Annotated in this window: 28 protein-coding genes and 1 tRNA gene; 14 read left to right on the top strand and 15 right to left on the bottom strand. The window is 32.9% G+C overall.

The features are described from left to right. The first annotated feature begins 301 nt into the window (after positions 1-301). From ACN1AG_RS00970 to ACN1AG_RS00950, 5 genes are all read left to right on the top strand, one after another. Entirely contained in the window at positions 302-673 is a 372-nt protein-coding gene (locus ACN1AG_RS00970) for a cupredoxin domain-containing protein (protein ID WP_417905145.1), read from the top strand. A 16-nt stretch (positions 674-689) separates the two neighbouring features. Next, the gene (locus ACN1AG_RS00965) at positions 690-1517 is read left to right on the top strand and encodes an FTR1 family iron permease (RefSeq protein WP_417905144.1); all 828 of its coding nucleotides are present in this window, start codon (positions 690-692) and stop codon (positions 1515-1517) included. 8 nt (positions 1518-1525) lie between these two features. After that, positions 1526-2068 (top strand): septation protein A, encoded by a 543-nt coding sequence (locus tag ACN1AG_RS00960; RefSeq protein ID WP_341753674.1) that lies wholly within the window; start codon positions 1526-1528, stop codon positions 2066-2068. 361 nt (positions 2069-2429) lie between these two features. Next, complete coding sequence (gene lpxC / locus ACN1AG_RS00955) at positions 2430-3290, top strand: UDP-3-O-acyl-N-acetylglucosamine deacetylase (protein ID WP_417905143.1); 861 nt, start codon at positions 2430-2432, stop codon at positions 3288-3290. A 26-nt stretch (positions 3291-3316) separates the two neighbouring features. After that, a complete protein-coding gene (locus tag ACN1AG_RS00950; protein ID WP_417905142.1) occupies positions 3317-4177 on the top strand; it encodes a hypothetical protein in 861 nt (286 codons plus the stop codon). Between the two features lie 37 nt (positions 4178-4214). Here the strand turns inward: ACN1AG_RS00950 and rnpA are convergent, their stop codons facing one another. The 9 genes from rnpA to ACN1AG_RS00905 form a co-directional block, all read right to left on the bottom strand. Next, complete coding sequence (rnpA, locus tag ACN1AG_RS00945) at positions 4215-4610, bottom strand: ribonuclease P protein component (protein WP_417905141.1); 396 nt, start codon at positions 4608-4610, stop codon at positions 4215-4217. Positions 4611-4613: 3 nt separating this feature from the next. Further along, positions 4614-4748 (bottom strand): 50S ribosomal protein L34, encoded by a 135-nt coding sequence (rpmH, locus tag ACN1AG_RS00940; protein ID WP_341748129.1) that lies wholly within the window; start codon positions 4746-4748, stop codon positions 4614-4616. A 393-nt stretch (positions 4749-5141) separates the two neighbouring features. After that, positions 5142-5420 carry a hypothetical protein gene (locus ACN1AG_RS00935; protein ID WP_417905140.1) on the bottom strand — a complete coding sequence of 93 codons (279 nt, stop codon included), beginning with the start codon at positions 5418-5420 and terminating at the stop codon, positions 5142-5144. A 154-nt stretch (positions 5421-5574) separates the two neighbouring features. Then, a complete protein-coding gene (locus ACN1AG_RS00930) occupies positions 5575-7086 on the bottom strand; it encodes an NADH-quinone oxidoreductase subunit M (RefSeq protein WP_417905139.1) in 1512 nt (503 codons plus the stop codon). 35 nt (positions 7087-7121) lie between these two features. Continuing rightward, on the bottom strand, positions 7122-8609 hold the full coding sequence (gene gatA, locus ACN1AG_RS00925) for an Asp-tRNA(Asn)/Glu-tRNA(Gln) amidotransferase subunit GatA (protein ID WP_417905138.1): 1488 nt from the start codon (positions 8607-8609) through the stop codon (positions 7122-7124). A 3-nt stretch (positions 8610-8612) separates the two neighbouring features. Further along, entirely contained in the window at positions 8613-8915 is a 303-nt protein-coding gene (gatC, locus tag ACN1AG_RS00920) for an Asp-tRNA(Asn)/Glu-tRNA(Gln) amidotransferase subunit GatC (RefSeq protein ID WP_341758655.1), read from the bottom strand. A gap of 134 nt (positions 8916-9049) precedes the next feature. Next, positions 9050-9610 carry a ribosome recycling factor gene (frr, locus tag ACN1AG_RS00915; protein WP_367364621.1) on the bottom strand — a complete coding sequence of 187 codons (561 nt, stop codon included), beginning with the start codon at positions 9608-9610 and terminating at the stop codon, positions 9050-9052. A 3-nt stretch (positions 9611-9613) separates the two neighbouring features. Next, a complete protein-coding gene (pyrH, locus tag ACN1AG_RS00910) occupies positions 9614-10333 on the bottom strand; it encodes a UMP kinase (protein ID WP_341758657.1) in 720 nt (239 codons plus the stop codon). Between the two features lie 367 nt (positions 10334-10700). Next, complete coding sequence (locus ACN1AG_RS00905) at positions 10701-10862, bottom strand: palindromic element RPE1 domain-containing protein (RefSeq protein WP_417905137.1); 162 nt, start codon at positions 10860-10862, stop codon at positions 10701-10703. Between the two features lie 20 nt (positions 10863-10882). Here ACN1AG_RS00905 and tyrS point away from each other — a divergent pair, with 20 nt between their 5' ends. Next, a complete protein-coding gene (tyrS, locus tag ACN1AG_RS00900; protein ID WP_417905136.1) occupies positions 10883-12121 on the top strand; it encodes a tyrosine--tRNA ligase in 1239 nt (412 codons plus the stop codon). Between the two features lie 458 nt (positions 12122-12579). On the opposite strand, the gene ACN1AG_RS00895 is transcribed toward tyrS, so the two are convergent. Continuing rightward, the gene (locus ACN1AG_RS00895) at positions 12580-13887 is read right to left on the bottom strand and encodes a nitrate/sulfonate/bicarbonate ABC transporter ATP-binding protein (RefSeq protein ID WP_417905135.1); all 1308 of its coding nucleotides are present in this window, start codon (positions 13885-13887) and stop codon (positions 12580-12582) included. Between the two features lie 601 nt (positions 13888-14488). Here ACN1AG_RS00895 and ACN1AG_RS00890 point away from each other — a divergent pair. The 8 genes from ACN1AG_RS00890 (at position 14489) to blaOXA (ending at position 20989) form a co-directional block, all read left to right on the top strand. Beyond that, positions 14489-15130, top strand: coding sequence for an exopolysaccharide biosynthesis protein (locus ACN1AG_RS00890; RefSeq protein ID WP_341757562.1), 642 nt, complete (start codon positions 14489-14491; stop codon positions 15128-15130). Between the two features lie 133 nt (positions 15131-15263). Further along, complete coding sequence (locus ACN1AG_RS00885) at positions 15264-15980, top strand: phosphoribosylaminoimidazolesuccinocarboxamide synthase (RefSeq protein WP_341757563.1); 717 nt, start codon at positions 15264-15266, stop codon at positions 15978-15980. Between the two features lie 91 nt (positions 15981-16071). Then, positions 16072-16551 (top strand): NADH-quinone oxidoreductase subunit NuoI, encoded by a 480-nt coding sequence (gene nuoI, locus ACN1AG_RS00880; RefSeq protein ID WP_341754835.1) that lies wholly within the window; start codon positions 16072-16074, stop codon positions 16549-16551. Between the two features lie 2 nt (positions 16552-16553). Beyond that, entirely contained in the window at positions 16554-17168 is a 615-nt protein-coding gene (locus tag ACN1AG_RS00875; protein ID WP_341753657.1) for an NADH-quinone oxidoreductase subunit J, read from the top strand. Further along, positions 17161-17475 (top strand): NADH-quinone oxidoreductase subunit NuoK, encoded by a 315-nt coding sequence (nuoK, locus tag ACN1AG_RS00870; RefSeq protein ID WP_341757565.1) that lies wholly within the window; start codon positions 17161-17163, stop codon positions 17473-17475. The genes ACN1AG_RS00875 and nuoK overlap by 8 nt, the downstream gene beginning before the upstream one ends. A 5-nt stretch (positions 17476-17480) precedes the next feature. Next, on the top strand, positions 17481-19412 hold the full coding sequence (gene nuoL / locus ACN1AG_RS00865) for an NADH-quinone oxidoreductase subunit L (RefSeq protein ID WP_417905134.1): 1932 nt from the start codon (positions 17481-17483) through the stop codon (positions 19410-19412). A 66-nt stretch (positions 19413-19478) separates the two neighbouring features. Then, positions 19479-20183, top strand: coding sequence for a cyclase family protein (locus tag ACN1AG_RS00860; RefSeq protein ID WP_417905133.1), 705 nt, complete (start codon positions 19479-19481; stop codon positions 20181-20183). A gap of 8 nt (positions 20184-20191) precedes the next feature. After that, entirely contained in the window at positions 20192-20989 is a 798-nt protein-coding gene (gene blaOXA, locus ACN1AG_RS00855) for a class D beta-lactamase (RefSeq protein ID WP_417905132.1), read from the top strand. A gap of 192 nt (positions 20990-21181) precedes the next feature. Here blaOXA and yidD read toward each other — a convergent pair whose 3' ends face one another. From yidD to ACN1AG_RS00830, 5 genes are all read right to left on the bottom strand, one after another. Further along, positions 21182-21421 (bottom strand): membrane protein insertion efficiency factor YidD, encoded by a 240-nt coding sequence (yidD, locus tag ACN1AG_RS00850; protein ID WP_341748468.1) that lies wholly within the window; start codon positions 21419-21421, stop codon positions 21182-21184. A gap of 571 nt (positions 21422-21992) precedes the next feature. After that, entirely contained in the window at positions 21993-22298 is a 306-nt protein-coding gene (locus ACN1AG_RS00845) for an HU family DNA-binding protein (RefSeq protein ID WP_341752074.1), read from the bottom strand. Between the two features lie 510 nt (positions 22299-22808). Further along, positions 22809-24179 (bottom strand): magnesium transporter, encoded by a 1371-nt coding sequence (mgtE, locus tag ACN1AG_RS00840; protein WP_417905131.1) that lies wholly within the window; start codon positions 24177-24179, stop codon positions 22809-22811. 247 nt (positions 24180-24426) lie between these two features. Then, positions 24427-24511: transfer RNA gene (locus ACN1AG_RS00835), tRNA-Leu, on the bottom strand. Positions 24512-24989: 478 nt separating this feature from the next. Next, on the bottom strand, positions 24990-25859 hold the full coding sequence (locus ACN1AG_RS00830) for a TIGR01459 family HAD-type hydrolase (RefSeq protein WP_417905130.1): 870 nt from the start codon (positions 25857-25859) through the stop codon (positions 24990-24992). Positions 25860-26536: the final 677 nt, after the last annotated feature.

Below are 26536 nucleotides of genomic sequence, written 5' to 3'. Positions count from 1 at the left end.
ATTACCCTGCTAGAAGCTCCAGTGATTATAATTGTCTTTTTATTGGTGATCATTTATAATTACCTACTGTACAAACTATCAGAGTTGGCTAGAGGAGAAACAACGTATTGTTAAAATATTTGATCCTTGATGACTTAGTGGAAATCTAATATATTGTATAATATAGGGAGGGTGCTTATGAATTTACCCAAAAAAATGAAGAACCATAAAAAACAAAAAAACTACACTCTGTTATATGTGCTTGTAGCTATGATTGTATTGGTGTATTTTGTAACTTTAATAAAGCTTTCAAGTTAGAACTATGGAAAAAAAAACTATCCTTCAATTTTTTGGAGGTATTATTCTATTGATAGGTGTAATAATTTTTGCAATTAATCATAAAAGCACATCTAAGAATGATGTAGATAATATAGTAGAAATTGTAACGGTTATAAAAAATCATAGATTTGAGCCAAATGTTATTAGAGTAGAAAGTGGTAAGAAGATTCGTTTTACTATCCACAACCAAGATAGTACAGTAGAAGAGTTTGAGAGTCATGATCTGCACCGCGAAAAGATTATTATGCCAAATGACTCTATAAATATCATCCTTGCCCCTTTAGCCCCGGGTAAATATGATTTTTTTGGAGACTTTCATCAAGAGACAGCACAAGGGTCTCTCATTGTTAATTAAATTTATTTAGGTTTAGATGTTTAAAATAGCATTAGTGGTATTCAGGGAATGCCTAGAAATAGCTTTGTTGCTTGGTGTAATACTTGCTGTGACAAAACAATTAGAAAAATCTAGAATTTATATAATTGCTGGAGTCATGCTTGGTACAGTTTCTGCTGGGTTATTCGCTTTCTTTACTCGTAGTATAACCGTAGCATTTAGTGGTCTAGGTGATGAGATATTTAACTCTGGAATTATTTTGTTAACAGTTGGATTAATTGGTTGGACTATAGTATGGATGCAAGGTTATGGTATTAAGATAAAACAAAATCTTAATGATTTATCTGTAAAAATTAGTAGCGGCGATAGTAGTTATATAATGCTAGTACTGATTGTTGCGGCAACTATTCTTCGAGAAGGAATGGAAATTATTATATTAGTTTATAGTATTTCTTCAGTCGAAATTATTGACAGTAATAGCTATCTACTAGGATTAATTATTGGTATGGTCAGTGGTCTAACCTTGGGTGTCATTATCTATTTAGGTTTAATAAAAATAGTAAACCAACAATATATATTTCGCATATCTTCCATTTTATTAATGCTTGTTGCTAGTGGCTTTGCAGCAGAAGCTGCTGGTATATTGAGTTCTTCAGGGATTATTACTATTTTATCCGACCAGCTTTGGGATAGCTCTTGGCTCATTTCTGACAGAAGTATCTATGGTAAATTCCTAAAAATGATTACTGGATATATTGCTAGACCTAACGGATTACAAGTTGTTTTTTACATTTGTACTCTAGGTTTAATTAATATCTTAATACAAATAAAAATCAGACACACAAAAGTAGTAACAGAGAAATAAAACTATTTATGATTAATTTTTTATCAGAAGTTGCTCCGCTTATAGCTTTTTTTATTGGCTATTTTTATGGTGGTAGTATACAAAGTGCGACGTTATATATACTTATTACTTCAATTATTTGTGTTAGTCTGTGTTATCTTATAGAAGGCAAAGTTTCCAAATCCTCCTTAATATCTTCTGGAGTGTTGTTAGTCTCAGCTAGTATAGTTTTGATTAGTGGTAACTCTATGTATATCAAAATCAAACCAACTATTCTATATGTAATTTTTGCTAGTACATTTTTTATCAGTGCTGTAAGAAATAAGGCCTTTTTGAAATATATGTTTAATCATTTTGTCCAACTTGAAGATAAGAACTGGAATATTTTAAGCTATAGATCTGCTGCTTTTTTACTGTTCATGGCAGTGTTAAATGAAATAATATGGCGTAATTTTGCAGAATCTACATGGGTTATATTTAAAATATTTGGAGCAATACCTGTAACGATCATTTTCTTTTTACTACAACTACCTTTTATACTGAAGAACAGACTTCCAGATTCAACAGAGTAAGGTATACTCTTCTGCTTTGAAGAATTGTTTTTTGAAAATATCATGGATTCGCACATGTTGCCATTATGTCATCCCAGCGAAAGCTGGGATCTAAGAAAAGTTTAAATAGTCTTCTTAGCTATTTTTAGACCCCTGCTTTCGCAGGGGTGACATCGAAGGGGAATCAGGGTAACCCCATAACAGGAATGATACTGATAACTTGTTACATTGAACTAAAATAGCAAAAATCTCAACAAGCACCAATTTTTTAAAGCAGAAGAGTATATATTGATGAAATATTTTGTAACATAATGTAACTTGCATGTAATTGTTTAAGGCATTAGAATAAGTTGAATTTCTAAAATGTTAGTAAAATTAACCAATGCAAGTATCAATACTAAACCCAGTAAGTTGTTATGGTGTGGGCGTTCATTCCGGTAACATTACTCAGATGACTTTAAGACCAGCTGTAGAAAATACCGGTATTGTTTTTGTCAGAACTGATGTAAGGCAAGAGATAAATTTTATTCAAGCTAGTTGTTTAAATGTTTCAGAAACTTCTTTATCTACTACCATAAAAAATGAACATAATATTTATGTTTCAACTATAGAACATTTAATGGCAGCTCTTTGGGGATGTGGAATCGATAATTTAATAATTGAAATCGATGGTCCTGAAGTCCCGATAATGGATGGTAGCAGTAAACCATTCGTCTTTATGATAGAATGTGCTGGTAGACAATTACAAAATGCTCCAAAGAAATACCTAAAAATCTTAAAAGAAATTAGGGCAATTCACAAAGATTGTGAGCTAGTATGCAGCCCCTCCAATAGCATGACGGTTGACATAACAATAGATTTTGCTAGTAAAGCTATTGGCAAGCAAAATTTAGTCTTCTCAGAAAATGAGTCTTTTAAAAGTAATATTGCTGATGCTAGAACTTTTGGATTTGTCCATGAACTTGAATATTTAAAAAGTAAGGGCTTAGCACGTGGGGCATCTCTCGATAACGCTATAGGTATAGATCAAGATATTATAATGAACCACGATGGACTAAGATATCCTAATGAATTCGTGCGTCACAAACTTCTTGACCTGTTCGGAGATTTATATACTACAGGAGGTCATCTAATAGCTAACATCACGGGTTATAAAACTAGTCATGCTCTGAATAACCAATTCTTACGACAAGTATTTAGTGATCGCAGCTCCTATCAATGGGTTAGTGCTAGAGAAATTTAAGCTTGCAGCAGCTCAGGTTTAATAATATGGCTAGTAAAGAAAATATAAAGTTCAAAGAATTAGAAAAACGAATTCAGCAATTAGAGCAGCAAGTTCAGCCAGTAATAGATATGCATAGTGCAGCATCTTTTAAAACTGGTTTGGTCTATAATTTGCTTCCAAAGATAGAACCTTTATGGCTCAAAGTTAAACCTGTATTTAAGTTCATATACCAATATTTTTACTCATTATTATTTTTCTGCCTACTAATATTTATAATAACTACTTCTTGTATATATGATCGAGCTGAATTAGCATCCATTGCAAAAGATTATACGTTGTCTGAACAAGTACGATTTATGATTATATCCGGTATGACATCTGTAATTATTATTTTTGCTAGGCGTTACTCCTTTATCGTTGATATTTATAAATTTCTAGAAGCTTCTGTAACTAGTTTTATTGTGATTTATTCCTTTACCTTGGTCATAGCTCTTATTGTTCACTCTTTAATGATCAAATTTAACATAATAGATATCCAAAATATCCAAGAAACTAATATTACGTATATATTAATAGCAATATTTCTAGCCACAATGTTTATTTTTAACTCTGTAGGCTTACTAGTAAAACGTCACATGCAACTTTATTATCGTAAGTGGATACATTACCAACCATCTTGGCCATTGATCTGTACTATTTTCTGTATGCTAATATGCATAGCTGCTACAATTTGGAGTACAAGATACTTCGTTTATCCAGAAAAGGATAACGAGATAATAAAAATATATGTTGCTATTTGGTTGCAAGTTAAGTTTCTCATTCCTACTTTTATAATGCATATTATAGGATTGCTAATAAGCGAATATTATATTGATAAAAAATGCATAGAAATATATGGAGAGTGAATGATTAGAATAACTTCACAGCATTAGATCTTTGAAACTATCCTATATAGCTCACTTGATAAGGTTGCAACTCAATTTGCTCAAAACCCTTTCTAGGGACAAATATCATTGCCCAACTATTGGATTTGAATTGTGGCTCTTTGCTTAGAAGCCTAACTAAATGCCTGATACGTCTTTTGATTTTATTACGAATAACAGCGTTTCCTAATTTTCTCCCGGCTTTTATGCCAAAAAGTAATAGAATTTCACTAGGTTTCTTACATAGCTGTACTTGGGTAGTTTTGTCGTCAATATTACCTTTTACATTTAGTTTTGCAAAGAGTTTAGTAGAATTCTTTGCTATTATTGTGATAAAATAAGGACTATGGAACTTTTTCCCTAACTTATTAACTAGGTCAAATTCTTTCTGATTTTTTAGAGATGAAATAAGCACTTACTACGCTGATAATTTTTTTCTGCCTTTTGCTCGGCGTTTCCTTAAAATTTCTCTACCGCCGACAGTCGCCATTCTTGCCCTAAATCCATGTCTTCTTTTTCTTACTAAATTGCTAGGTTGAAATGTACGTTTCATAAATTCATATCCAATACACGCGAAGTTATAGAAACAATCAGATTTGAGACGGCTCTGCATCTGATTGTTAGCTTTAGAAAGGTTTAAAATGCATTCGCAAAACCGCTTCAAGAGTGCATTTTTCCTTATAACAAAGCCAGTTCGATATAAGAATTATTAATTCTTATATCGAACTGAGGTTAAACTAATATAGTTGTTTTAACCATTTTTCATTTTTGTCCAGTAGTGTGACTAAATGTACGCTTCGCTCACTCGCCCCTCATTTTCAAATCCAATTCGTAGGATCATTCGAGTATACACGTAACAAAACCTTGCTTGCAAGGACAGCCCCTGCAGGAATGTTGAACTAGGATATAATACCCCTATATTCAACAGAGCATGTGAAATTATGTTTTACTTGGTTTTTGTTTGGGTATTTTGATCAGTCTGTCGATTTGACTGTTCTTGTTTCAAAAGCTTACTTTTCTCCTCTATTGAGTTAAGAAAAAAATAAGTAAACGTTAGAAACCCGACCAAAAGTGGGATAACGACAAATATAATTGCCTTTAATTTTCTAGCTGATTCTTCACGATCCAAGCGGTTTTCTCTTTCTTCTTCTGTTTCTTCAATCTTTTCTGTTTCAACATTTAATTCGTTAGCAATAATTTCTGAATCTAAATTGTCTTTTAACATTTGTATAACCTATTAATTCTATAGTTAAGAAGATTTTTAATCGAGCCTAGCATAGTTGTTTGAGTCTTACAAGTAATAATATAAAATTAATTTATAAATATCTAAAAAAATCGTTAAATCATTAGAATAATAATAATTAAGTTAATTTAAGTAATTATTTTACAACATAAGGTATTTGTGATAAGATTTTATGAGTTGATAAATCCAGTATGTTCATAATTGTATTTGGCAACAAACCTAAATAAATTATTGCTACACAAAGCGGCATAATTGCTAGTGTCTCATAGAGATATAGATCTTTAAAACTTACAACCTGATTATTAGTAATTTGTCCTAGCATTACTTCCTTATAAAGTTTTAGCATATAAACAGCTCCAAGAATAATGCCAACACTACTTATAATAGCTGCTACTGCATTAGCTTGATAAATACCTACCAAACTTAAAAATTCTCCTATAAAACCGCTAGTGCCTGGTAAACCTATAGAGCCAAGCATGGCAATCATGAAAAAGGTGGCGAGTATTGGCATTTTATTTGCCACTCCACCATATTTGTCTATCTCCTTAGTATGCAATCTATCATACAAAGTACCAATTATCAAAAACAAAGCAGATGCCACAGTGCCATGACTAATCATTTGATATACGGCTCCCTTAATCCCAGCTTCTGTTAAGCTAAAAATCCCTCCAGTCACATAGCCCATATGAGCTATCGATGAATAAGCTATCATCTTTTTCATGTCTCTTTGAGTCAGTGCTACTAGTGAACCATATATTACAGCAAAAATACTCAGCACTAATACATAAAATGCAAATTCTTTTGATATATTTGGAAACATTGGTAATGATACACGTAAAAACCCATATGCCCCAAGTTTTAACAATATACCAGCCAAAATGACAGATCCAGCAGTTGGAGCTTGTACGTGTGCATCAGGAAGCCACGTATGGAACGGTAGCATAGGAACTTTCACTGCGAAGGCTATAAAGATTGCCCACCATAAAACTCTCTGCACTGGTAATGTTAATGAAGGTACTAATTCGTTTAGATCAAGCATATTAAAACTATGAACTTGGCTATAAATATATATAAGTGACAATAAGAAAAATACCGACCCCAAAAAAGTATAGAGGAAGAATTTTACGGCAGCATAAACTTTATTTTCGCCTCCCCAAATTCCTATAATTATATACATAGGGATCAATATTACTTCAAAAAATAAGTAAAATAATAGTAAATTCATTGAGCAAAAAGCCCCAATGCAAAAAGACTCAATTAATAAAAAACAAAATAAGAATTCTTTGATATATTTTTTGACGGTAAATAAGCTAGCTATAATACAGATAAGGGTTAAAAAGCTTGTCAGAACAACAAAAAATATTGAGATTCCGTCAACTCCAATGTGGAATTCAAGACCTATATATTGAATCCAACTATAGCATTCTACAAACTGATAAAGTTTTGATGTATTATCAAATTGAACTAATAAATAAATAGTAGATATTAGGGTTAGGATAGAGCTTAAAACTGCGACATACATCGCATAAACTTGCTTATTTTTAGCTTGCTTATTTACTGACCTACTTTGGTTGATAAATAGCAGAATATATAATGCACTTACTAAAGGCAAAAAAATACTTATTGATAAGATTGGTAACCCGGACATTTTAAGCTCTAATAATCAAATTAACACCGATAACTTTACCGTTTATTAGAATATACAAAACTAATATCTCTTGAACCACGCTCAATTGCTGCTGCTACCTTTAAAGTATTATATTCATCAAGGGCTTTTCCTATTACTTGCATGCCAAGAGGTAAACCCCTAGAAGATAATGCAGCAGGTATAGAGCAACAAGGAAGACCGGCAAGACTAGCTGGAATAGTAAATAAATCGTTTAAATACATTGTCACAGGATTATCTTGTTTCTCACCTAAGTTAAAAGCTTCGGATGGTGCAGATGGCAAAATTATTGCTTCAACTTGTGCAAAAGCTTTCTTGAAATCATCTGAAATCAAGCGTCTTATTTTTTGGGCTTTTAAGTAATAAGCATCCATAAAAACAGATGAAAGCAAATAAGTACCAATCATAATACGTCTTTTAACTTCAGCACCAAAGCCAGCAGTCCTTGTTTTTTCATACATTTCCTCAATGGATATTCCCTCATTTCCTACCCTGATTCCATATCTTATACCATCATATCTAGATAAATTAGATGAGGTTTCAGCAGGTGCTATAACGTAATATGCAGCTAGAGCATATTTAGAATAGGGTAATGAAATATCAATAATTTCTGCCCCATCATTTTTTAGAATATCAATAGTATGCTGCCACATCTTAATAATATCCGGTTGTATACCATCTTGTTTCATAATATCAAATGGTACACCTATTTTCATGTTTTTTGCACTACTATTACATGCTGATCTTAGCTCTAGTATCTCAGAGTGTATAGAAGTAGAATCCTTTTCATCAAAACCAATTATGGCTTGTAGCATTAAAGCAGTATCTTCAACAGTTCTTGTAAGTACTCCAGCTTGGTCAAGCGAACTGGCAAAAGCAATCATACCATATCTAGAACAACGACCATATGTTGGTTTGAATCCGACAATCCCAGTATAACTGGCAGGTTGGCGAACAGAACCTCCTGTATCACTTCCAAGAGCTGCCATAGCTAAAAAGCTACTGACAGCAGCTGACGAGCCTCCAGAAGATCCACCAGGGACTACCGGAGTTGTAGGTGCATCTACCGCTTTCCAAGGGCTAATAACGTTACCAAAATAGCTAGTAATATTAGCCGATCCCATAGCAAACTCATCCATATTAGCCTTACCAAGCATTATTGTGCCGTGATCTCGAACATTTTTACTTACAGTAGATTCATATGTTGGTACAAAGTTGCTGAGTATTTTTGAGGCGGCAGTAGTTCGTACTCCTTTTGTACAAAAAAGATCTTTTACAGCAATAGGAATTCCTTCTAATGGTCTTGCTATTCCATTATGATAATTTTGATCAGCAATTTTAGCTTGCTCTAAAGCAATATCTGTAGTTTCAGTAATATAAGCATTTAACTCTTTATGTTTATCCATTTCCTTAATATGTGCTTTAGTCAGCTCAACACACGAAAATTCTCTATTTTTTAAGGCTTTAAGGGCTTGTGTGATGGTTAATTTTATAATTTCCGACATATTTTACTCTACTACTTTTGGGACAACAAAACATTTTACTTCTTTGGCAAGTTCTGCTTTATCATTAGGCAGATTAGCAAATAATTCATCAGAAATGTCACCATACAATACTTGGTCTTTTCGCATTCTTTGGTGCATATCGCAAACAGAGGTAAGTGGTTCAACGTTACTACAGTCTACATCGTTTAAAATGTCGATCATATTCATCATCTCAGTTAATTGATAGGCAAAACTGCTTATCTCTTCTTGGGTAAAATTAAACCTAGCAAGTTTTGCTATTTTTTGCACTTCTTCATTTGTAATCATTATATACCTTAAATATTTATAGTAATTATAGCATGAAATATGTTTGCACTAATAATTTATGGCTATTTTATGAAAAAATATACCTAAGTCATTTAGGTGGCATCTCTTTGAGGAATGACACTTCTTTTTAGACTTCAAATAGTCAATATTTCTTGTTCTTTTTGTTTAACATGCAAGTCCACTTTATTACTATACTCATCAGTTAATTTTTGGATTTCTTCTGATAGGTTATGTTGTTCATCTTCAGTTATGATACTGTTTTTTTCTAACTTTTTTAAATCTTCATTACCATCCCTTCTTATATTACGCAAGGCAATTTTAGTATTCTCTCCATATTTGTGAGCAAACTTAACAAGCTCTTTGCGGCGTTCTTCAGTAAGTAGTGGTATTGTGATTCTTATTAGCTGTCCATCTGATGATGGGTTTAGACCCAAATTTGTATCCACAATAGCTTTTTCTACAAATTTTACTATAGATTTATCCCACACCTGTACAGTAATAGTCCGTGCATCTGGAGTTGAGAGACTTGCTACTTGCGACAATGGTACTTTATCTCCATATGCTTCAACCAATACAGGGTCAAGTAAGTTAACTGAAGCTCGACTAGTCCTGAGTCCCTTAAGTTCGTGATCTAATACCCTTATCGAACTATCCATTTTTGATTGTAATTCTTTACGTATAGTTGCTTTATCCATACTTTACTCACCTTCTTGAATTTTTGTATATTCACCTTTTCCTTGCAGTACTTTTGCAAAATTACCTTTCTCTTTAATGGAAAATACCTTAATTGGCAAGTTGTTTTCTCTAGCCACAGCAATAGCAGCAATATCCATAACTTGTAAATTGTCTTTTAAAAGATTAGTATAGCTTATAGTAGAATATTTCACTGCATTAAGATTCTTTGTCGGATCTGCATCATATACACCATTAACCTTAGTGCCTTTTAGTAATAAATCACAGCTCATTTCAATTGCTCTTAAAACAGCTGCACTATCAGTAGTACAAAATGGATTACCAGTACCGCCGGCAAAAATTACTACTCTACCTTTTTCTATATGTTTTTTTGCTTTACGACGTATATAAGGCTCACAAACGCTCATCATAGGGATTGCGGAAAGGACTCTAGTATGAACACCCAAACTTTCCATAATATTTTGTAGAGTAAGTGCGTTTATTACCGTGCCAAGCATGCCAATATAATCACCAGCAGCTCTTTCCATGCCAAATAAGACATCAGTGCCACGATAAATATTGCCACCGCCGACGACCACACATACTTCTATCCCAAGATCAATTGCTTCCTTTATATCTTCAGCAATTCCTAGGATTATAGAGTATTCATGACCAAATTGTTTGTTGCCCATTAAGGCTTCGCCAGAAACTTTTAACAGGACTCGTTTATATTGCAAAGAGGACATAAATTAAACTCCTATTTTTAGATCCCTACGAAAGCAGGGATTGTAAAATGACACTACCTTTGTTGTGTTGAACTTAGGTTACTTAAACTCGATAATCAAGTTTTTTCTAAGGCATACAATTCATGGTAGTTTATGTCATCCGAGCTGCGGCTGGGATCTCAAAAACCTTTACGTCTAAGGTGTTTTTGTATTTTTAGATTCCGCTACCTGTGCGGGAATGACATCTTCTCGACTTCTTTTCATGACTTTTAAACTGCCATGAATTATATAACTCAATAAAAACTTGATTATCGAGTTAAACTTGCATACTTGGTGACTACTAAAATTAGTTGAAGTATTATTTTTGTCAAGTATTATAACCTTTAATTCAGCAATTATGAAGAGAGTTCTTGCATAATTCTACTTCTGCTGGTAATTTATTCGTGTTCCCGGTACTCTGCTCCTCACATACATTTGAGTACGCTGCGGGTCGAAGTTCTGTGACTCCTTTAAATTCCTCAGCATAAGCGAATTCTACAAGAACTCTCATTAAAAAAATTAGTTTTAAAAATGTTTATTAAAAATTTTGATAGTAAAGGTTTTCTATATCAATGTACTGATTTAGAAAAACTAACAGAGCTAATGAAAAACAGCAAAATCTCTGCTTATATTGGTTTTGATTGTACAGCACAATCTTTACATGTAGGTAGTCTGATGCAAATTATGATACTGCGTTTATTGCAACAATATGGTCATAAGCCAATAGTACTCCTAGGAGGGGCAACTAGTAAAATTGGTGATCCTACCGGTAAAGATGAGGCAAGGAAATCTTTAACAAAAGAAGAAATTGCCAAAAATGCTGAAGGTATAAAAAAATCATTATCAAAATTTATTAAATTTGGTACTGGGGAAAATGATGCAATATTAGTTGATAATTCAAATTGGCTAGAATCGTTAAATTACTTAGATTTTCTTCGCAATTTTGGTAGTTTTTTTTCTGTGAATCGTATGTTATCTATGGACTCTGTAAAATTACGTTTAGAGAGAGAGCAACATATGAGTTTCTTAGAATTTAATTATATGTTGCTACAAGCCTACGATTTTTATCATTTAAATAAACTATATGGTTGTTCTTTACAAATAGGTGGTAGTGACCAGTGGGGTAATATAGTAATGGGCGTCGATTTTACAAGGAAACTAACAGGTAATGAAGTCTTTGGTATGACTACGCCCTTACTAACAACTGCTTCTGGCAACAAAATGGGCAAGTCTATTGGTGGAGCTGTGTGGCTAAATGAGGATATGTTAAGCCCGTACGATTATTATCAATATTGGCGGAATTGTGAAGATCAAGATGTGGTCAAGTTCGCAAAATTATATAGTGAGTTAGGGGAAGATGCCATGCAGGAGTTTATCTTACTTAGTACCTCTGATATTAATAGTGCCAAAAAGCAATTAGCCTTTAATTTAACCAAACTTTGTCATGGTGAAGAGGCTGCTATGACGGCTTTAGAAACAGCTACCAAGGTTTTTGAACAAGGAGAAATTGACACAAATTTACCAACTATTTATCTAGAGCAGGGGAGGTTAGCTCTAGGTATTCCAGCATATGAATTACTTTATGAAGCAGGTCTTGCTAAATCAAAATCTGAAGGGCGTCGGTTGATTAAAGGGGCTGGAGCAAAAATCAATAATCAATTAATCCAAGACGAAAACATGGTTATTGACTTGACCTTTATGCAGGATAACCAGCTTATTAAGATCTCTGCAGGTAAGAAAAAACATGTGTTGATCAGGTTGATACAATAGTGAGCTAAAAAATAGATCTCTTTCGAAAATCTACTTCTGTTGGTAATTTATTCGTGTTCCCGGTACTCTGCTTCTCACACACATCATCGTCTGCTGCGGTTCTGCGTTCCGTGGCTTCTTTAAATTCCTCAGCATAAGCGAATTATGCAACAAGTCTAGTAGTAAAAACAACCCCTGCGAAAGTAGCTTCCTATTACCCACATCTCTAGATTTGTGGGACGTCGGTAACTTCAAAGTATAAAGTATTAAAAAGATTAATAGTTACTAAATAATACGATATACGTCAATTCGGGATAAGGATTAGTAAAAATGCTTTAGCTATAACTAATACAAGATTTTGGATATGTATAAATTGCATTTCTGTGAATTCATACATTAATTGCTCTTCGTAGTGTATATATGTCTGCTATTTTTACTAATCCTTATCCCGAATTAACGTGATATATACAATTCGACTTTCAAGCTGTTGGATTATCTAAGCTAAAAACCTTTTTATTATCATCATAGGAGAAGATTTCTGCATATCTTCCTAAACCTATTATAGACTTTAAAGTTATAGTGGCATCTTCACTAGATAATGTATCCTCAAGCTGTGTCTTAAAACGCGAAAGAGGTGCTTTATGATCTAAACGTTGATGTAAAATTTCACAGATGTAGGATGCAAGAGGAATATTGTCAAGTAAATGCTGAGCAAGCATTTTTTTTCTATCTTCTAAACTACTTGTGAAAAAAAGCTTGCCATGTTTATTTAATTTTATACTCTCAGAAGTAACATTAGCAAAATTTAATATTTGTAAAGCTCCAACAATATGTAAAATTTCCTCCATATTGTTAATGTGAAAAATCTTAGATAATTCTGATAAATTTGCAGAACCTTTATATGGCAATGCAGAAAGTGCCTCAATGCTACCGATCAGTTCAGTTACCGACAAATGAATTTTTTGATCGATGTTGCCAACAATAGCTTTCTGTTTATTACTAACAGGCAAAGGTGGTTTTTCATAGGCTGATACCATGAGAGCATAAATTTTATCTACCACAGTACGAAATTCCATATTTTGAACATCACGTGAACGAGGGAGGGTAATTGCTAATTCTGATACAATACGCCCAGGATTAGATGAAAGTATTAACACTTTGTCAGCCATAGTTACTGCTTCTTCAATCGAATGAGTCACCAGTACCACTGACTTCATTTGAGTTTTTCCACTACTCCACAGATCAAGAAAATCATTCTTTAAGGTATTAGCCGTTAGAACATCAAGAGCGGAAAAAGCTTCATCCATAAGTAAAATTTCTGGTCTGAGAACTAATGCTCTAGCAAAACCTACTCGTTGCTTCATACCACCTGATAATTCTTTTGGGTATGCTGACTCAAAACCATCAAGTCCTATCATATCTATAGCCTCTAATGCACGCTTGCGACGTTCATATTCAGAAATATTGAAACTTTTTAAACCTAGCTCAACATTCTCAAAAACAGTTAACCATGGAAAAAGTGCAAATGTTTGGAAAATCATACTAATATCGCAACGATCACGAAAAGCAGGTTTTTTATTTAGTATTACTTTACCTTTAACTGGTTTTGCAAAACCTGCGATAATTCTTAGTAATGTTGATTTTCCAGATCCAGATTTTCCCAGTATCGCAACTATCTCATTAGGTTTTAGTTTTAGAGTAACATTATCTAGTATCTTTTGCGTACTATGATCATCTTTTGTAAAACTTTGTGTAATTGATACTAATTCAAGTAAATTATTATTCATAGGTCTTACTCTTTTTGTAAAATGGTCAACTTAATTTGCTGCAGTATATGCAGGGTAATTTAAAAGTCACAATCGTTAGTTGTTATAGATTCAAGTTTAACCGCTACCGATGTCATCCCTGCTTCGGTGCGGGATCTATATTACTTAATAGTCTTTCAGGCTTATTTTTTTTAGATTCCCGCCGTTGCTAAGAATGACATCGAGTACATATTAAGCACTTTTTCCTTTATCTATTAGCCTTGCAGCCCGACTTTTAAATTACCCTGAGTATATGTAAGGTGAAATAGTTAGTTTTTTACATAAATTATCTATAGAGTCATTATTTTTGCTGTATAAAATCTTCAGCTAACTTTAACAAAGCATTTAAATTAAAGCCAGTTCGATATAAGAATTAATAATTCTTATATCGAACTGAGGTTAACTAATGATAATAAAGTAAATATTCTTTGCTAAATCCATTACAATTGTGCTACATTCCGTAGTGGATTTCTTAATTACTATAAAATCGTAATTTTGAGATAACCTAACGAAGGTAAGAGAATTATTAATTATTTTCTAATAATCTAAAATATAGTATAATTTACAAGAAAATTAAGTCAAAATGTTTAACATTGCATCAAAAGATAAACAACTAGATAGAACTAAAGTATCTAGTGTTTTTTATAAATTAGGACAAAAAGAAAAAAAAGAAAAGACTAGAATTAGTGAGTTATTAGTTGATTTTCATGAAAATGGTCTTCTATTAATGATACTTTTTTTTGCAATACCAGTTGCAATTCCACTGCCTTATCCTCCAGGTTTTACTACTATAGTAGGGATTCCTTTGATGATTCTATCTATGCAGATGTTGCTTGGCTTTAGACAAGTTTCTTTACCATCCAAAATTAATAACTATCAAATTAGCAATGGTATACTTATTAATATAAGTGACAAAATTGTACCAAAAATTAAATTTGTGGAAAAATATATACGACCAAGATTTAGTTTCGCAGCCTCTATATATTGTGAACAATTTATTGGTTTAATATCGCTGATTTGCTCTATTGCCATATCAATACCTTTACCTCTAACTAACGCCATACCTGCACTGGGCATTACAATAATGGCATTAGGTCTTTTAAACCGAGATGGATTAACTATAGTTCTTGGATTTATTACCTCTATAGTTGGACTTATTATAGCTTTTATAGCAATCGCTGCTAGCTGGATTAGCATTAAATATTTATTTAATCTATTCTTCTGATATAATAAATATTAAATTTGTGCAAAAGGTGAAAGCCACTACTATAGAACCTTTTGCACTCATTATTAAATAATTTCCTCTTCAAGAGTTGTTTTCACAACTCTTGAAGTAGGAGAAGTATATTATTTTTCAAATGAAACAAAAGTTATATCAAGGATCAAGTAAAGCTCTTTATCAGTCACAAGAAGATTTTGCTTTTATTATGGCCTTTACTGACAAAATTACTTTAGAGAACGGAGAGATTTTTGATATTTCGGGTAAAGGGGTGCTGAATAATAATATTTCGTCCTTCATAATGAGCAAACTTGATATGGTAGGAATAGATAACCACCTAATTGAAAAAATTAATATGCGTGAGCAATTAATACAATCTGTAGATATTTTCCCCGTTCAAATATTGGTTTCTACAGTAGCTTGCGGTAGGTTTGTAAAAGAATTCTCTATGGAAGAAGGATACGTATTTGATCATCCAATTATCGATTTTAGAGTTAGAAGTAGTGAGTTAAAGCATCCTATAATTAATGAACACCAAATACTAAATTTTGGTTGGTTAAGTAAACAAGAAATTGATGAAGTAAAACATAAAGCCATAAGAACATACGATTTTTTAAGTGGATTATTTACAGGTATTGGTATAAGGCTTGTTGAATGCAAACTAGAATTTGGCAGAGTGTTTAATGGTGAGGAATTTATGGTAATGTTGGCTGATGAAATTAGCCCTGATAATTGTCGTTTATGGAATATGAATAATAATGAGAAACTTGGAGCAGAAATGATTGCCAGTGATCCAGAAAAAGCTCTGAAATCTTATCAGGCAATAGCTGATTTATTAAAAGATAGAACTTTATAAGTATTAGTATACCTAAAACCTTCTCTAGGAAGAAAAAATAAATTGTAAACATGCTTAGTGCTACAAATTTTTGGTGTATAATAAAATGAGAATAATTAGTTACCTGAAGTCTTTTTTTTTATTTGAAATAATCTCAGGGCTTAGTCTAACTTTGAAGTATTTCTTCAAACCTAAAGTAACTATAAATTATCCCTATGAGAAGGGAAGGATAAGCCCAAGATTTAAAGGTGAACATGCATTAAGGCGTTACGCCAATGGTGAGGAACGTTGTATTGCTTGTAAGCTTTGTGAAGCAATTTGTCCGGCTCAAGCTATTATTATTGAAGCAGAAGAAAGAGAAGATGGTAGTAGGCGTACCACTAGGTACGATATTGATATGACTAAATGCATTTATTGTGGTTTATGTCAGGAGGCTTGTCCAGTTGATGCTATAGTGGAAGGTCCTAATTTTGAATTTGCTACTATTACCCATGAAGAATTGCTTTATGACAAAGAAAAATTGCTGAAAAATGGTGATATGTGGGAACAAGAATTAGCAATTAAGTTACATGATGATTATAAATATAGATAATTATGGAGATATTTTTTTATTTATTTGCGGGGTTAATGGTTATAAGTAGTTGTTTGGTAGTCATGAGTAAAAACCCTGTTTATTCTGTCTTATGGTTGATCTTTACTTTCTGTAACGGTTCGGGGCTAATGATTTTGCTAGGAGCAGAATTTTTAGCAATGATATTGATTGTTATATATGTTGGGGCAGTAGCAGTATTATTTTTGTTTGTTATAATGATGTTGAATATCCGTTTTACCGATGTTATTGTGCAATTTAAAAGAAACTTATTTATAAGTATTGCTGTTGCACTTATTATGTTTGCTGATCTTGTCCTGATAATTTGGTTAGGTACTAAAAATATAATTTTAGATAATAGCCAATTTGAAATAAAATCAGATGTCACTAATACTCATGCTATTGGGAAAGTACTATATACCGATTATATTTTACCTTTTCAAGTTTCGGGTATTATTCTGTTTGTGGCAATGATATCTTGTATTACCTTAACTATTCGGCATCGCAGCGGAGTTAAAAGACAGGATATTGCTAAGCAGCATGCTAAAAATAAAGATAATTCCATATTAATGGTCAAACCACATTTAAATGAGGGAATAGAAGGACTCAAATATGATTAGTACTATTACTTTGGAACATTATTTAACTTTGTCGGCTCTCATTTTTAGTATAGGGATGGTTGGTTTGTTTATGCATCGTAAAAATGTCATAACAATTCTTATGTCGATTGAATTGATGCTGCTGGCTGTAAACATCAATTTTGTGGCATTCTCTACTTATGCACATGAGATATCTGGGCAAATTTTTAGTATAATAATTTTAACAATAGCAGCTGCCGAGACCACAATAGGGCTTGCAATATTACTAGTGTATTTTAGAAATAAAGGCTCAATAGAAGTGGGTGATATAAATCAGATGAAGGGCTAATTGATATGATGGCTTCGGCAGCAACACTTACAGTAATGTTACCTTTAATCTCTGGTATCATCAATGGTCTGTTTTGTCAGTGTTTTAGCAAAAAACAAGCAGCTTTTATTTCTACTATTGCTATAAGTTTATCGGCATTATTATCTATGTTTATATTTTACAATGTGGGCATAAACAAAGCCATTATTCATATAATTTTAGCAAAATGGCTAGAAGTTGGTAACATGAAAGTAAGTTGGGCGATTTACGTCGATCAGCTAACTGCTATTATGTTTATAGTGGTTACTTGGATTTCAGCTGTTGTACATATTTATTCTCTTGGCTATATGGCAAATGATGATGGATTACCTAAATTTCTAGCATTTTTATCATTATTCACTTTCTTCATGCTAGCTTTGGTATCAGCAGATAATTTTTTACAATTATTTTTTGGTTGGGAAGGTGTTGGTCTCTGTTCATATTTGTTAATTGGTTTTTGGTATCAGAAAGAAGCGGCGAATAAAGCAGCAATTAAAGCCTTTATAGTCAATAGGGTAGGAGATTTTGCTTTTATACTTGGGATTATTACCATTATTGTTTATTTTGGTGTAGTTGATTTTGCTAGTGTATTTGATAAAGCGGAGTCATTATCTAAGATACAATTGAGTATATTGGGTTTTAAAGCAACAGTAATTGACGTGGTATGTTTGCTATTATTCTTGGGCTGCATGGGCAAATCGGCTCAAATTGGCTTGCATATATGGCTACCAGATGCTATGGAAGGTCCAACTCCAGTTTCAGCACTTATTCACGCTGCAACTATGGTAACAGCTGGGGTCTTTTTAGTAGCTAGATGTTCTTATTTATTTGAATATAGTATAGGGGTATTGCACTTTATTGCCATTATTGGTGCTATTACATGTATATTTGCCGCAAGTATTGCCATAGTTCAAGATGATATAAAAAAAATTATTGCCTATTCTACTTGTAGCCAACTTGGTTATATGTTTCTTGCTTGTGGTGTATCAGCTTATAATGCTGGTATTTTTCATTTAGTCACCCATGCATTTTTTAAAGCTTTATTATTTTTATCAGCTGGTAGTGTAATTCACGCTTGTCACGAGCAAAATATTTTTAAGATTGGTGGTTTGAAAGATAAGATGCCTATTACTTATTGTAATTTTTTAATTGGATCACTGGCTCTCATAGGTATTTATCCTTTAGCAGGATTTTATTCAAAAGATGCTATTTTAGAGCTAGCATATAGTAGCGGTGGTATCGGTACTATCGTGTTTATTCTTGGAATTCTTGCTGCAGTTCTGACTGCCATTTATTCTATGAAAATTATCTTATTAGTATTTCATGGAAAAACTAGATTAACTATTGACATCAATCATATCCATGAATCACCCAATATCATGAATGGGCCACTTAGTCTTTTAGTAGCAGGGAGTTTTTTTGCAGGGATGATAGGTTATTATATATTGTCTTTTGACAAACCAAATGGTTATTTCCTTGATAGTATATTTAATATTCATATTTACCAAATACTAGCAATTCATCCTCCTCTTTATATAAAATTATTACCAATGCTTTTGGGACTAATAGGTATTGTTTTGGGGATTTATTTTTATAGAAGCATCAAAGAAAAAATAAAAATAGGATTTATAGAAAAGCTGTTGGTACATAAATATTATTTTGATGAGGTTTATGACTTTGTGATAGTAAGATTAGTAACTAACTTAAGTAAGTTATGCAATTTGATGGATCAAAGAGTGATAGATAGATTTGGTCCAAATAGCTTTGCCAAAACGGTAAATTACTTTGGTTTTTTGGTGGGTAGATCGCAGACAGGTTACGTATTTAATTACACTTTATATATAGTTTTATGTATAGTTGTTTATATTACTTTCTTTATAATAGGAATATTGCGAACTGATTCTTTTTACCCCAATTAGGGATAAGAATTGACAAATTCTTATCCCTAATTTGCATTTTTTGATAAGTTTGAAGGAAGGATAACCATGATTTTTCCATACAAAATTATTGATCTCACACACATTCTTGATGAGCAAACTCCTTCATGGAGTGGAGGTTGTGGGTTTAATATTGAGGTTAAATTGGATTATTCTGACTGCCCACAGAATGAAGAATTTCGCGTGCAGCAGTTCAAAATGCATGCCGGGATTGGTACACATATGGATGCACCAGCACATTGTATTCCAGGTAGTACTACCATTGACCAAATACTATTATCGCAGCTGATTGCTCCTTGTGTTGTTATTGATGTATCAAGCTCTTGTCATGAGCGTTATAGCCTAAGCCTAACGGACATTGAGCGTTTTGAAGGACAATATGGAGTTATCAATGAGGGAAATTTTGTGATGATCAAAACAGGATGGGAAAAGTTTTGGGGTGATCCGGAAAAGTATAGCAATAATCACGTTTTTCCTTCTATATCAGTTGAAGCAGCGGAGGTACTGACAAAACGAGGTGTGTGCGGACTTGGTATTGACACTTTATCACCAGACAGACCAGCAGATGGATTTCCCGTTCATAAATTGTTTTTGGGCAATGGCAAATATATTGTTGAAAATGTTGCTAATTCGGCAAGTCTACCTATAACAGGAAGCTGTATCTTAGCTCTGCCAATTAAGGTAAGAGGGGCAACAGAAGCTCCGATAAGGCTTATTGGCTTAATAAAAGAAGAAACAAATTTAAATTTTTAGAAGGTATAATGAAAAAACTTATTTTATATTTAAGTATTGGGTTATTGTTTAACACATCTTCACTGGCAGATACCAAATGCTTTTTGGCTAAAGAAAATGATAAAATTATCAAACAAGAAGGTGATTGTGCATCACGCTATGCACCTTGCTCAACATTCAAAATTGCTATTAGTCTGATGGGATATGAAGAAGGATTGCTAGTTGATGAGACTCATCCTGAGTTACCATTTAAAGAAGGTTATGTAGATTGGCTTGATAGGTGGAAACAGCCCCACAATCCAACAACATGGATGCAAAATAGTTGTGTTTGGTATTCTCAAGTTTTAACGCAAAATCTTGGAATGAGTAAATTCAAAGACTATGTTGTAAAATTTAACTATGGGAATCAAAATGTTTTAGGCGATAAAGGTAAAAACAATGGATTAACGAATTCATGGCTATCCAGTTCGTTGGAAATCTCACCTGAAGAGCAAAGCGTGTTCTTACAGAATCTTATTGATAACAAATTACCAATAAGTCTTAAATCTCATGAAATGACAAAAAATATACTCTTTGTGGAAGAACTACCAAACGGCTGGAAACTTTATGGGAAAACAGGCAACGGTTCTCAGCTTAATAAAAATAGAACGAAGAAGTTAGACCTCCAGCAAGGGTGGTTTGTTGGTTGGATTCAAAGAGATAATAGGGCTATTGTATTTGTGAACCATATTACAGATGACCGTAAGCAAGACACTTATGCAAGCCTACGTGCCAAAGCAGAGGCAAAAGAAAAATTACTACATTTGATCAAGACTGAGCAGAAATGATTTGAGAAATTAGGCTTCGTGAAGATGTGAAGATTTTGTTTTTATGAGTAGCTCTATATACTCGAATGATCCTACGAATTGTATTTGAAAATGAGGGGTGAGTAAGCGGAATGTACATTTAGTACATGAGTACGCGAATTCCTGATATTTTCAAAAAACAATTCTTCAAAGCATTCGAGTAGACTCTTTTAATTAATTTTCAGGTTGGGTAGTATTAGGCACAGGATCATATCCTCCTTGACAGAAAGGATTACATCTAATTATTCTCTTAATAAATAACCATAATCCTTTAATATTACCATGCATTATTATTGCTGACCTAGCATATTCTGAACATGATGGATTAAAACGGCAATTATCACCAAGTAGAGGGGAAATAAAGAATTGATAAAATCTAATAAGTATGAGCAACAAATTAAAGCGATGTTTCATTTTGATCATGGTTACCTCAAAAAGAGTATACTCAAATGATTTGGAGAATGGGGACAATAAACAAGGGGTGAGCGGACTAGGCATACATGAAGTACGTGAGTACACGAAATCCCCGCAAGTATTTGCGAAACCAATTCTTCAAAGCAGAAGAGTATACTCTTACTTAATCTCAAGTATCGATATAACAAGTTAATACTAGGTTCAGTATCATCTCTATTAAAGCTGATGTCACCCCTGCGAAAGCAGGGGTCTAAAAATGTATAACATACCTTCTATGCTATTTTTTTAGACCCCTGCCTACGCAGGGGTGACATCCGAATATGCAGGGATGATTGCATGGACTTCGTCCATATATGACATCGTTTTTGGCTAAGAGATTAATATATAGCTAAAACCTTCTAGGGTTAGCTATAGCATTAAGCCTTATTGTTTTTATTTAACCTCAGTTCGATATAAGAATTATTAATTCTTATATCGAACTGGCTTTGTTATCAGGTGTAGAACCGCTTCAAACTGTTTCTATATATAACACGAAAGTTCGATGTAACTTGTTACATCGAATTCAGGTTATTTACTTTGCAGTTTTTGGTTTTGAGTCTTTACGTCCATTGCAGGCAGATTTTAGTTTTTCACCAGCAGAAAACTTAGGTTGAACGTAAGCTTCAATTTTAAGAGGCTGACCAGTTCTAGGATTTTTGCCAGCTCTAGCTGCTACTTTACTAGAGTAAAACTTACCAAAGCCAATCAGTATTACGTCTTTACCTTCAGCAAGAATAGAAGTGACTGCATTAGTAAATGTATTTATAATCTTTTCAGCTTCAACTTTAGTACAATTTTGTTGGTTTGCTATATAATCAATGAATTCACCTTTGTGCATAAATTTTTCCTTTAAGTGAGTTAGTTTATATTTAATTCAGCTAATGATAGCTTGACTATCAAGTAAAAATATAGATATAGATGTTGTAAATCAATAATTATTAGCTATTAAAGTTATCTATATTATAAAATATTTTCACTTTACGTTTCTTTTTGATATTATTAACACAGATATCCATTTGTTGTTACTGGCTGTCAAGCATCATCATATACTCGATGAAAATCAAGAATTGCGTTGTCGTCTTCAGGGATCGTAGGTAGCCACGTACTAAATGTACGCTCCTCTCCTCGACCCTTCGACTCCTAGCACTTCATAATTTTGATTCTATCGTCTATCAACTCTTCATTTACGAGTAGTATATAAGTATTCTAGAGGAAAATTATCAAGTGAATCTAAGCACCAGTATAATTATTAAATAATTCCCTACTTCAAGAGTTGTGAAAACAACTATTGAAGTAGGAGAAGTATATATGAATTTTATATAAGAATCTAAATAATCACAAGGCAAGTTTACACCAAAAAGGTATAAGCTAAAGTAAGAAAGGTAAAAAATGCAAATGAATCAGTTATGGTGGTTAAGAATACACCTGAGCCAGTGGCGGGATCAATATTTAAATAATGTAGCGTAATTGGTATTACTGAGCCAAAAAGACCAGCAATTAGAAAAGTTAGGATAACGGCTATGGAGAAAATCAAGCTAAGATTTGGATCAGAAAGCATTGCTAAGCTTAATAGTGCTCCAACTAATGCCAATATAGAGCCGTTAAATCCGCATACAGCTATTTCTTTAAGAATCACTCTCAGCACGTTATTATGGTGAATATCTTTGTTGGCAAGTGCTCTAACTGTCACTGTCATGGCTTGTGTACCGGCATTCCCTCCCATAGAAGCAACAATAGGCATAATAGCTGCCAGTGTTATAAGTTTTGAGATTGTAATACTAAACTGGTTAATAATTATCGATGTCATACAAGCAGTAATTAAATTGACAAATAACCAAGGGAATCTATGTCTCACAGTATAAAATAGATTGTAAAATGTATCTTGAGTATAAACGCCACCGAGTGACATTATATCTTTTTCTGTTTGTTGTTCAATGATGTAAAGCATACTATCTATTGAAACAGTACCTATTAACTTGCCACTTTTATTCACCACTGGTACAATTGTTAGAGCATATTGTTTAAAAATAAAACTTAACTCACTTAAATTAGTAAATACATCGGTAATTTTAAATTCAGGATTCATAAGATCTTTTACTAACTTATCCCCTTTATGCTTAAGTAAAGTGCTTAGAAGTATACTACCTATAGGTCGGTATTTACTGTCAAGTACAATAGCAGCATGAAAATCTTGTGCTATATGTTTGTGTCTAATAAAATCTATAGCCGTGGCTACTGTCCAATCTTCTTGAAATGACACAAAATTTCTTTCGATTACCCTACCAACAGTATCTTCTGGGTAAGTACAGCCTTCTATAATTTGCTGTCTTTTTTCTGCTTTGAGATTATCTAAGATCATTTCTTTTGTTAGATCATCAAGATCCTCGATAACTTCAACAGCATCTTCTATAGCAAGTTGATTAATTAGGTGTACACTTTTCTGTATACCCAAAATTTGCATTATAAGTGGTTTACTGTTCACACTAAGTTGCACTAAAGTTTCAGGCTTTAGTGTATCCTGTAATAAGGGAAGAATTGTTTTATATGTTTTCTGATTTATATTATCTAAAACATCTGCAAGATCTGCATAGTGGAGATTACTCATAATCTCTATTGCTTTGCCAAATTCATCATTATTCAGAAGATTATTAATTTGCTCAAATGTTTCGTCAAATTGGTTTTGATGAACCGACAACATATTTTTTGATTGATTTTGCATAACTCCTCATTTGAGTATACTCGAATGATCCTACGAATTGGATTTGAAAATGAGGGGCGAGTAAGCGGAGTGTACATTTAGCACATGAGTACGCGAGTCCCTGATATTTTCAAAAAACAATTCTTCAAAGCAGAAGAGTATATACTGAATTTTCTAAAAGTACCCTCAGTAGCCAAGAAGGATGAGTCACTTGTATTCTAACATGTTAGGTTTTATAAGACAACTAAGTTGAGAGTATATAGAAAACTGGTGCGGTCGAGAAGACTTGAACTTCCACTCTGTTAAGAACAGCCCCCTCAAAGCTGTGCGTCTACCAATTTCGCCACGACCGCAATTAATAATAAGTTTTTAATAAAATTATTCCTGTAGCCTAAATAATTTTGGTTAATCCAAATAGTGTATATAACAAATTATTCTACTAATATCAATATATACTCGCATGATCCTCCGCAGAGTAATTTAAAAGTCACAGTCATTAGTTGTTATAGATGTAAGTTTAACCACTACCATGTCATCCATGCGAAGGCTTTGCCCGCGTAGATCACTAGTATGTCATTCTCAGCAACGGCGGGAATCCATAATATCTAATAGCCTTTGTAGGTTATTTTTTGGATTCCTGCTTTTAGCTAGGAATGACATCGAATACATATTAAGCACTTTTTCCCTTATCTATTAGGCTTACAAGCTGACTTGTAAATTACATTGATCCTCCGAATTGGATTAAAAATAAAGGGTAAGCGAGTGCATAGTACATGAGGTACATGAATACAAGAATCGAAAACAATTATTCAAATCATTCAAGTATCCTTGTTAATCTGTAGTCAATTGAATAACAAAATTTGGCATTACTTCCTGCTCAGTTGCTGCAATTTTCAAATGGTGCATTTTTTCTTCAATAGTATGATACTGGTTATGAAACTTTGTAGCATTACCTGTTAATACTAAAGCTGAATTAATTCCTACTTTATTTGCCCCTAAAATATCAGTATAGAAAGTATCGCCTATCATAAGAATACGTTTCAATGCAATATTTGGTAATTGGTTTAATACTTTATGATATATTTCTATATAGGGTTTGCCGGTAAAAATTACTTCACCACCAAATTGTTTTATTTTTGCAGCAAAGTATCCAGCACAATATCTCTGTATTTCTTGTTGCCTAATTCCAAGATCTGGGTTCGCACATATGCTAACCATGTTTCTTTTAACTGCAGTTTTTAATAAATCGTCAAACTCATCTAAATTTAAATTTTTTCCTTCATCACGATAAAGTGTTAACAGCAAAATATTAGCTTCATTTATGTTTGTGGTAGTAGGTGTCTGTAATCCGTCCATAAGATCGTTATTTTCTCGACCAAGATGATAAACTATAGGATTTTTTATACCAAATCTTTTATCACTTTCTAGTATCATATCAATTGCTACTTCACCAGAACTAATAATCATTTCTTTCGTTGCGTTAATGCCCCAGCTGTTAATTTTGGTCAATAAGAAAAATGTGTTGCGTGGGGCATTAGTAACAAAAAAAACTTTCTTTTGCTGTTTAAGCATCTTGTTAATATTATCAACTACTCCGGGATAAATTTGGTTACCTTCTACTACCACTCCCCAAAGATCAAATAAAAAAACATCATAATCATCTATTACAGATGAAATATGTCTAAAATCTAGTTTAGTCATTTTGTACACTATACTTATAGGATAATCTGATGATAATAGACAATAAATATTTTTAGTAAAATATATTTGTTAAAAATTGTAGGATAATTTAAAAGTCGGGCTGCAAGCCTAATAGATAAAGGAAAAAGTGCTTAATATGCACTCGATGTCATTCCTGCGTAGGCGGGAATCTAAAAAAATAAGCCTGAAAGACTATTAAGTAATATAGATCCCGCACCGAAGCAGGGATGACATCGATAGTGGTTAAATTTGCATCTATAGCAACTAATGGTTGTGACTTTTAAATTACCCTGAAAATTGTAGAGTAATTTAAAAGCCTACCCTAAAGAATCTCTTATAAAAAAACAAATTATTTTGGTTTCCTTAGAAAGGTTGGAATATCATGGATATCAACTTCTACATCATTCTTCTGAAGAATAGGCGGTGTAGGCTTTTTTATTTGCTCCTGAGTTTGAGTAGTATTAGATTTGAGTGAATTCCACATTCTACTTAATAAAGATGATTTTGCATCATTACTGCTTATAGTTTGCTGATTTAGCATATCAATTGATGTTGCTTGAACACTTAAATTTAAAGGTTGTGTTTCAGAATCCACTAAACTAGGCTTTTCACCAGTATATTGAGCAAAATCTGGAATTTCTTCTAATATTGTTGTTTCTATCGAATTGGACTGACTA

It is taken from the genome of Candidatus Tisiphia endosymbiont of Micropterix aruncella, from assembly GCF_965178575.1.
GTDB lineage: Bacteria > Pseudomonadota > Alphaproteobacteria > Rickettsiales > Rickettsiaceae > Tisiphia.
Note: the sequence above shows the minus strand (reverse complement) of the source record. Positions and strands in the feature narration are given on the sequence as shown.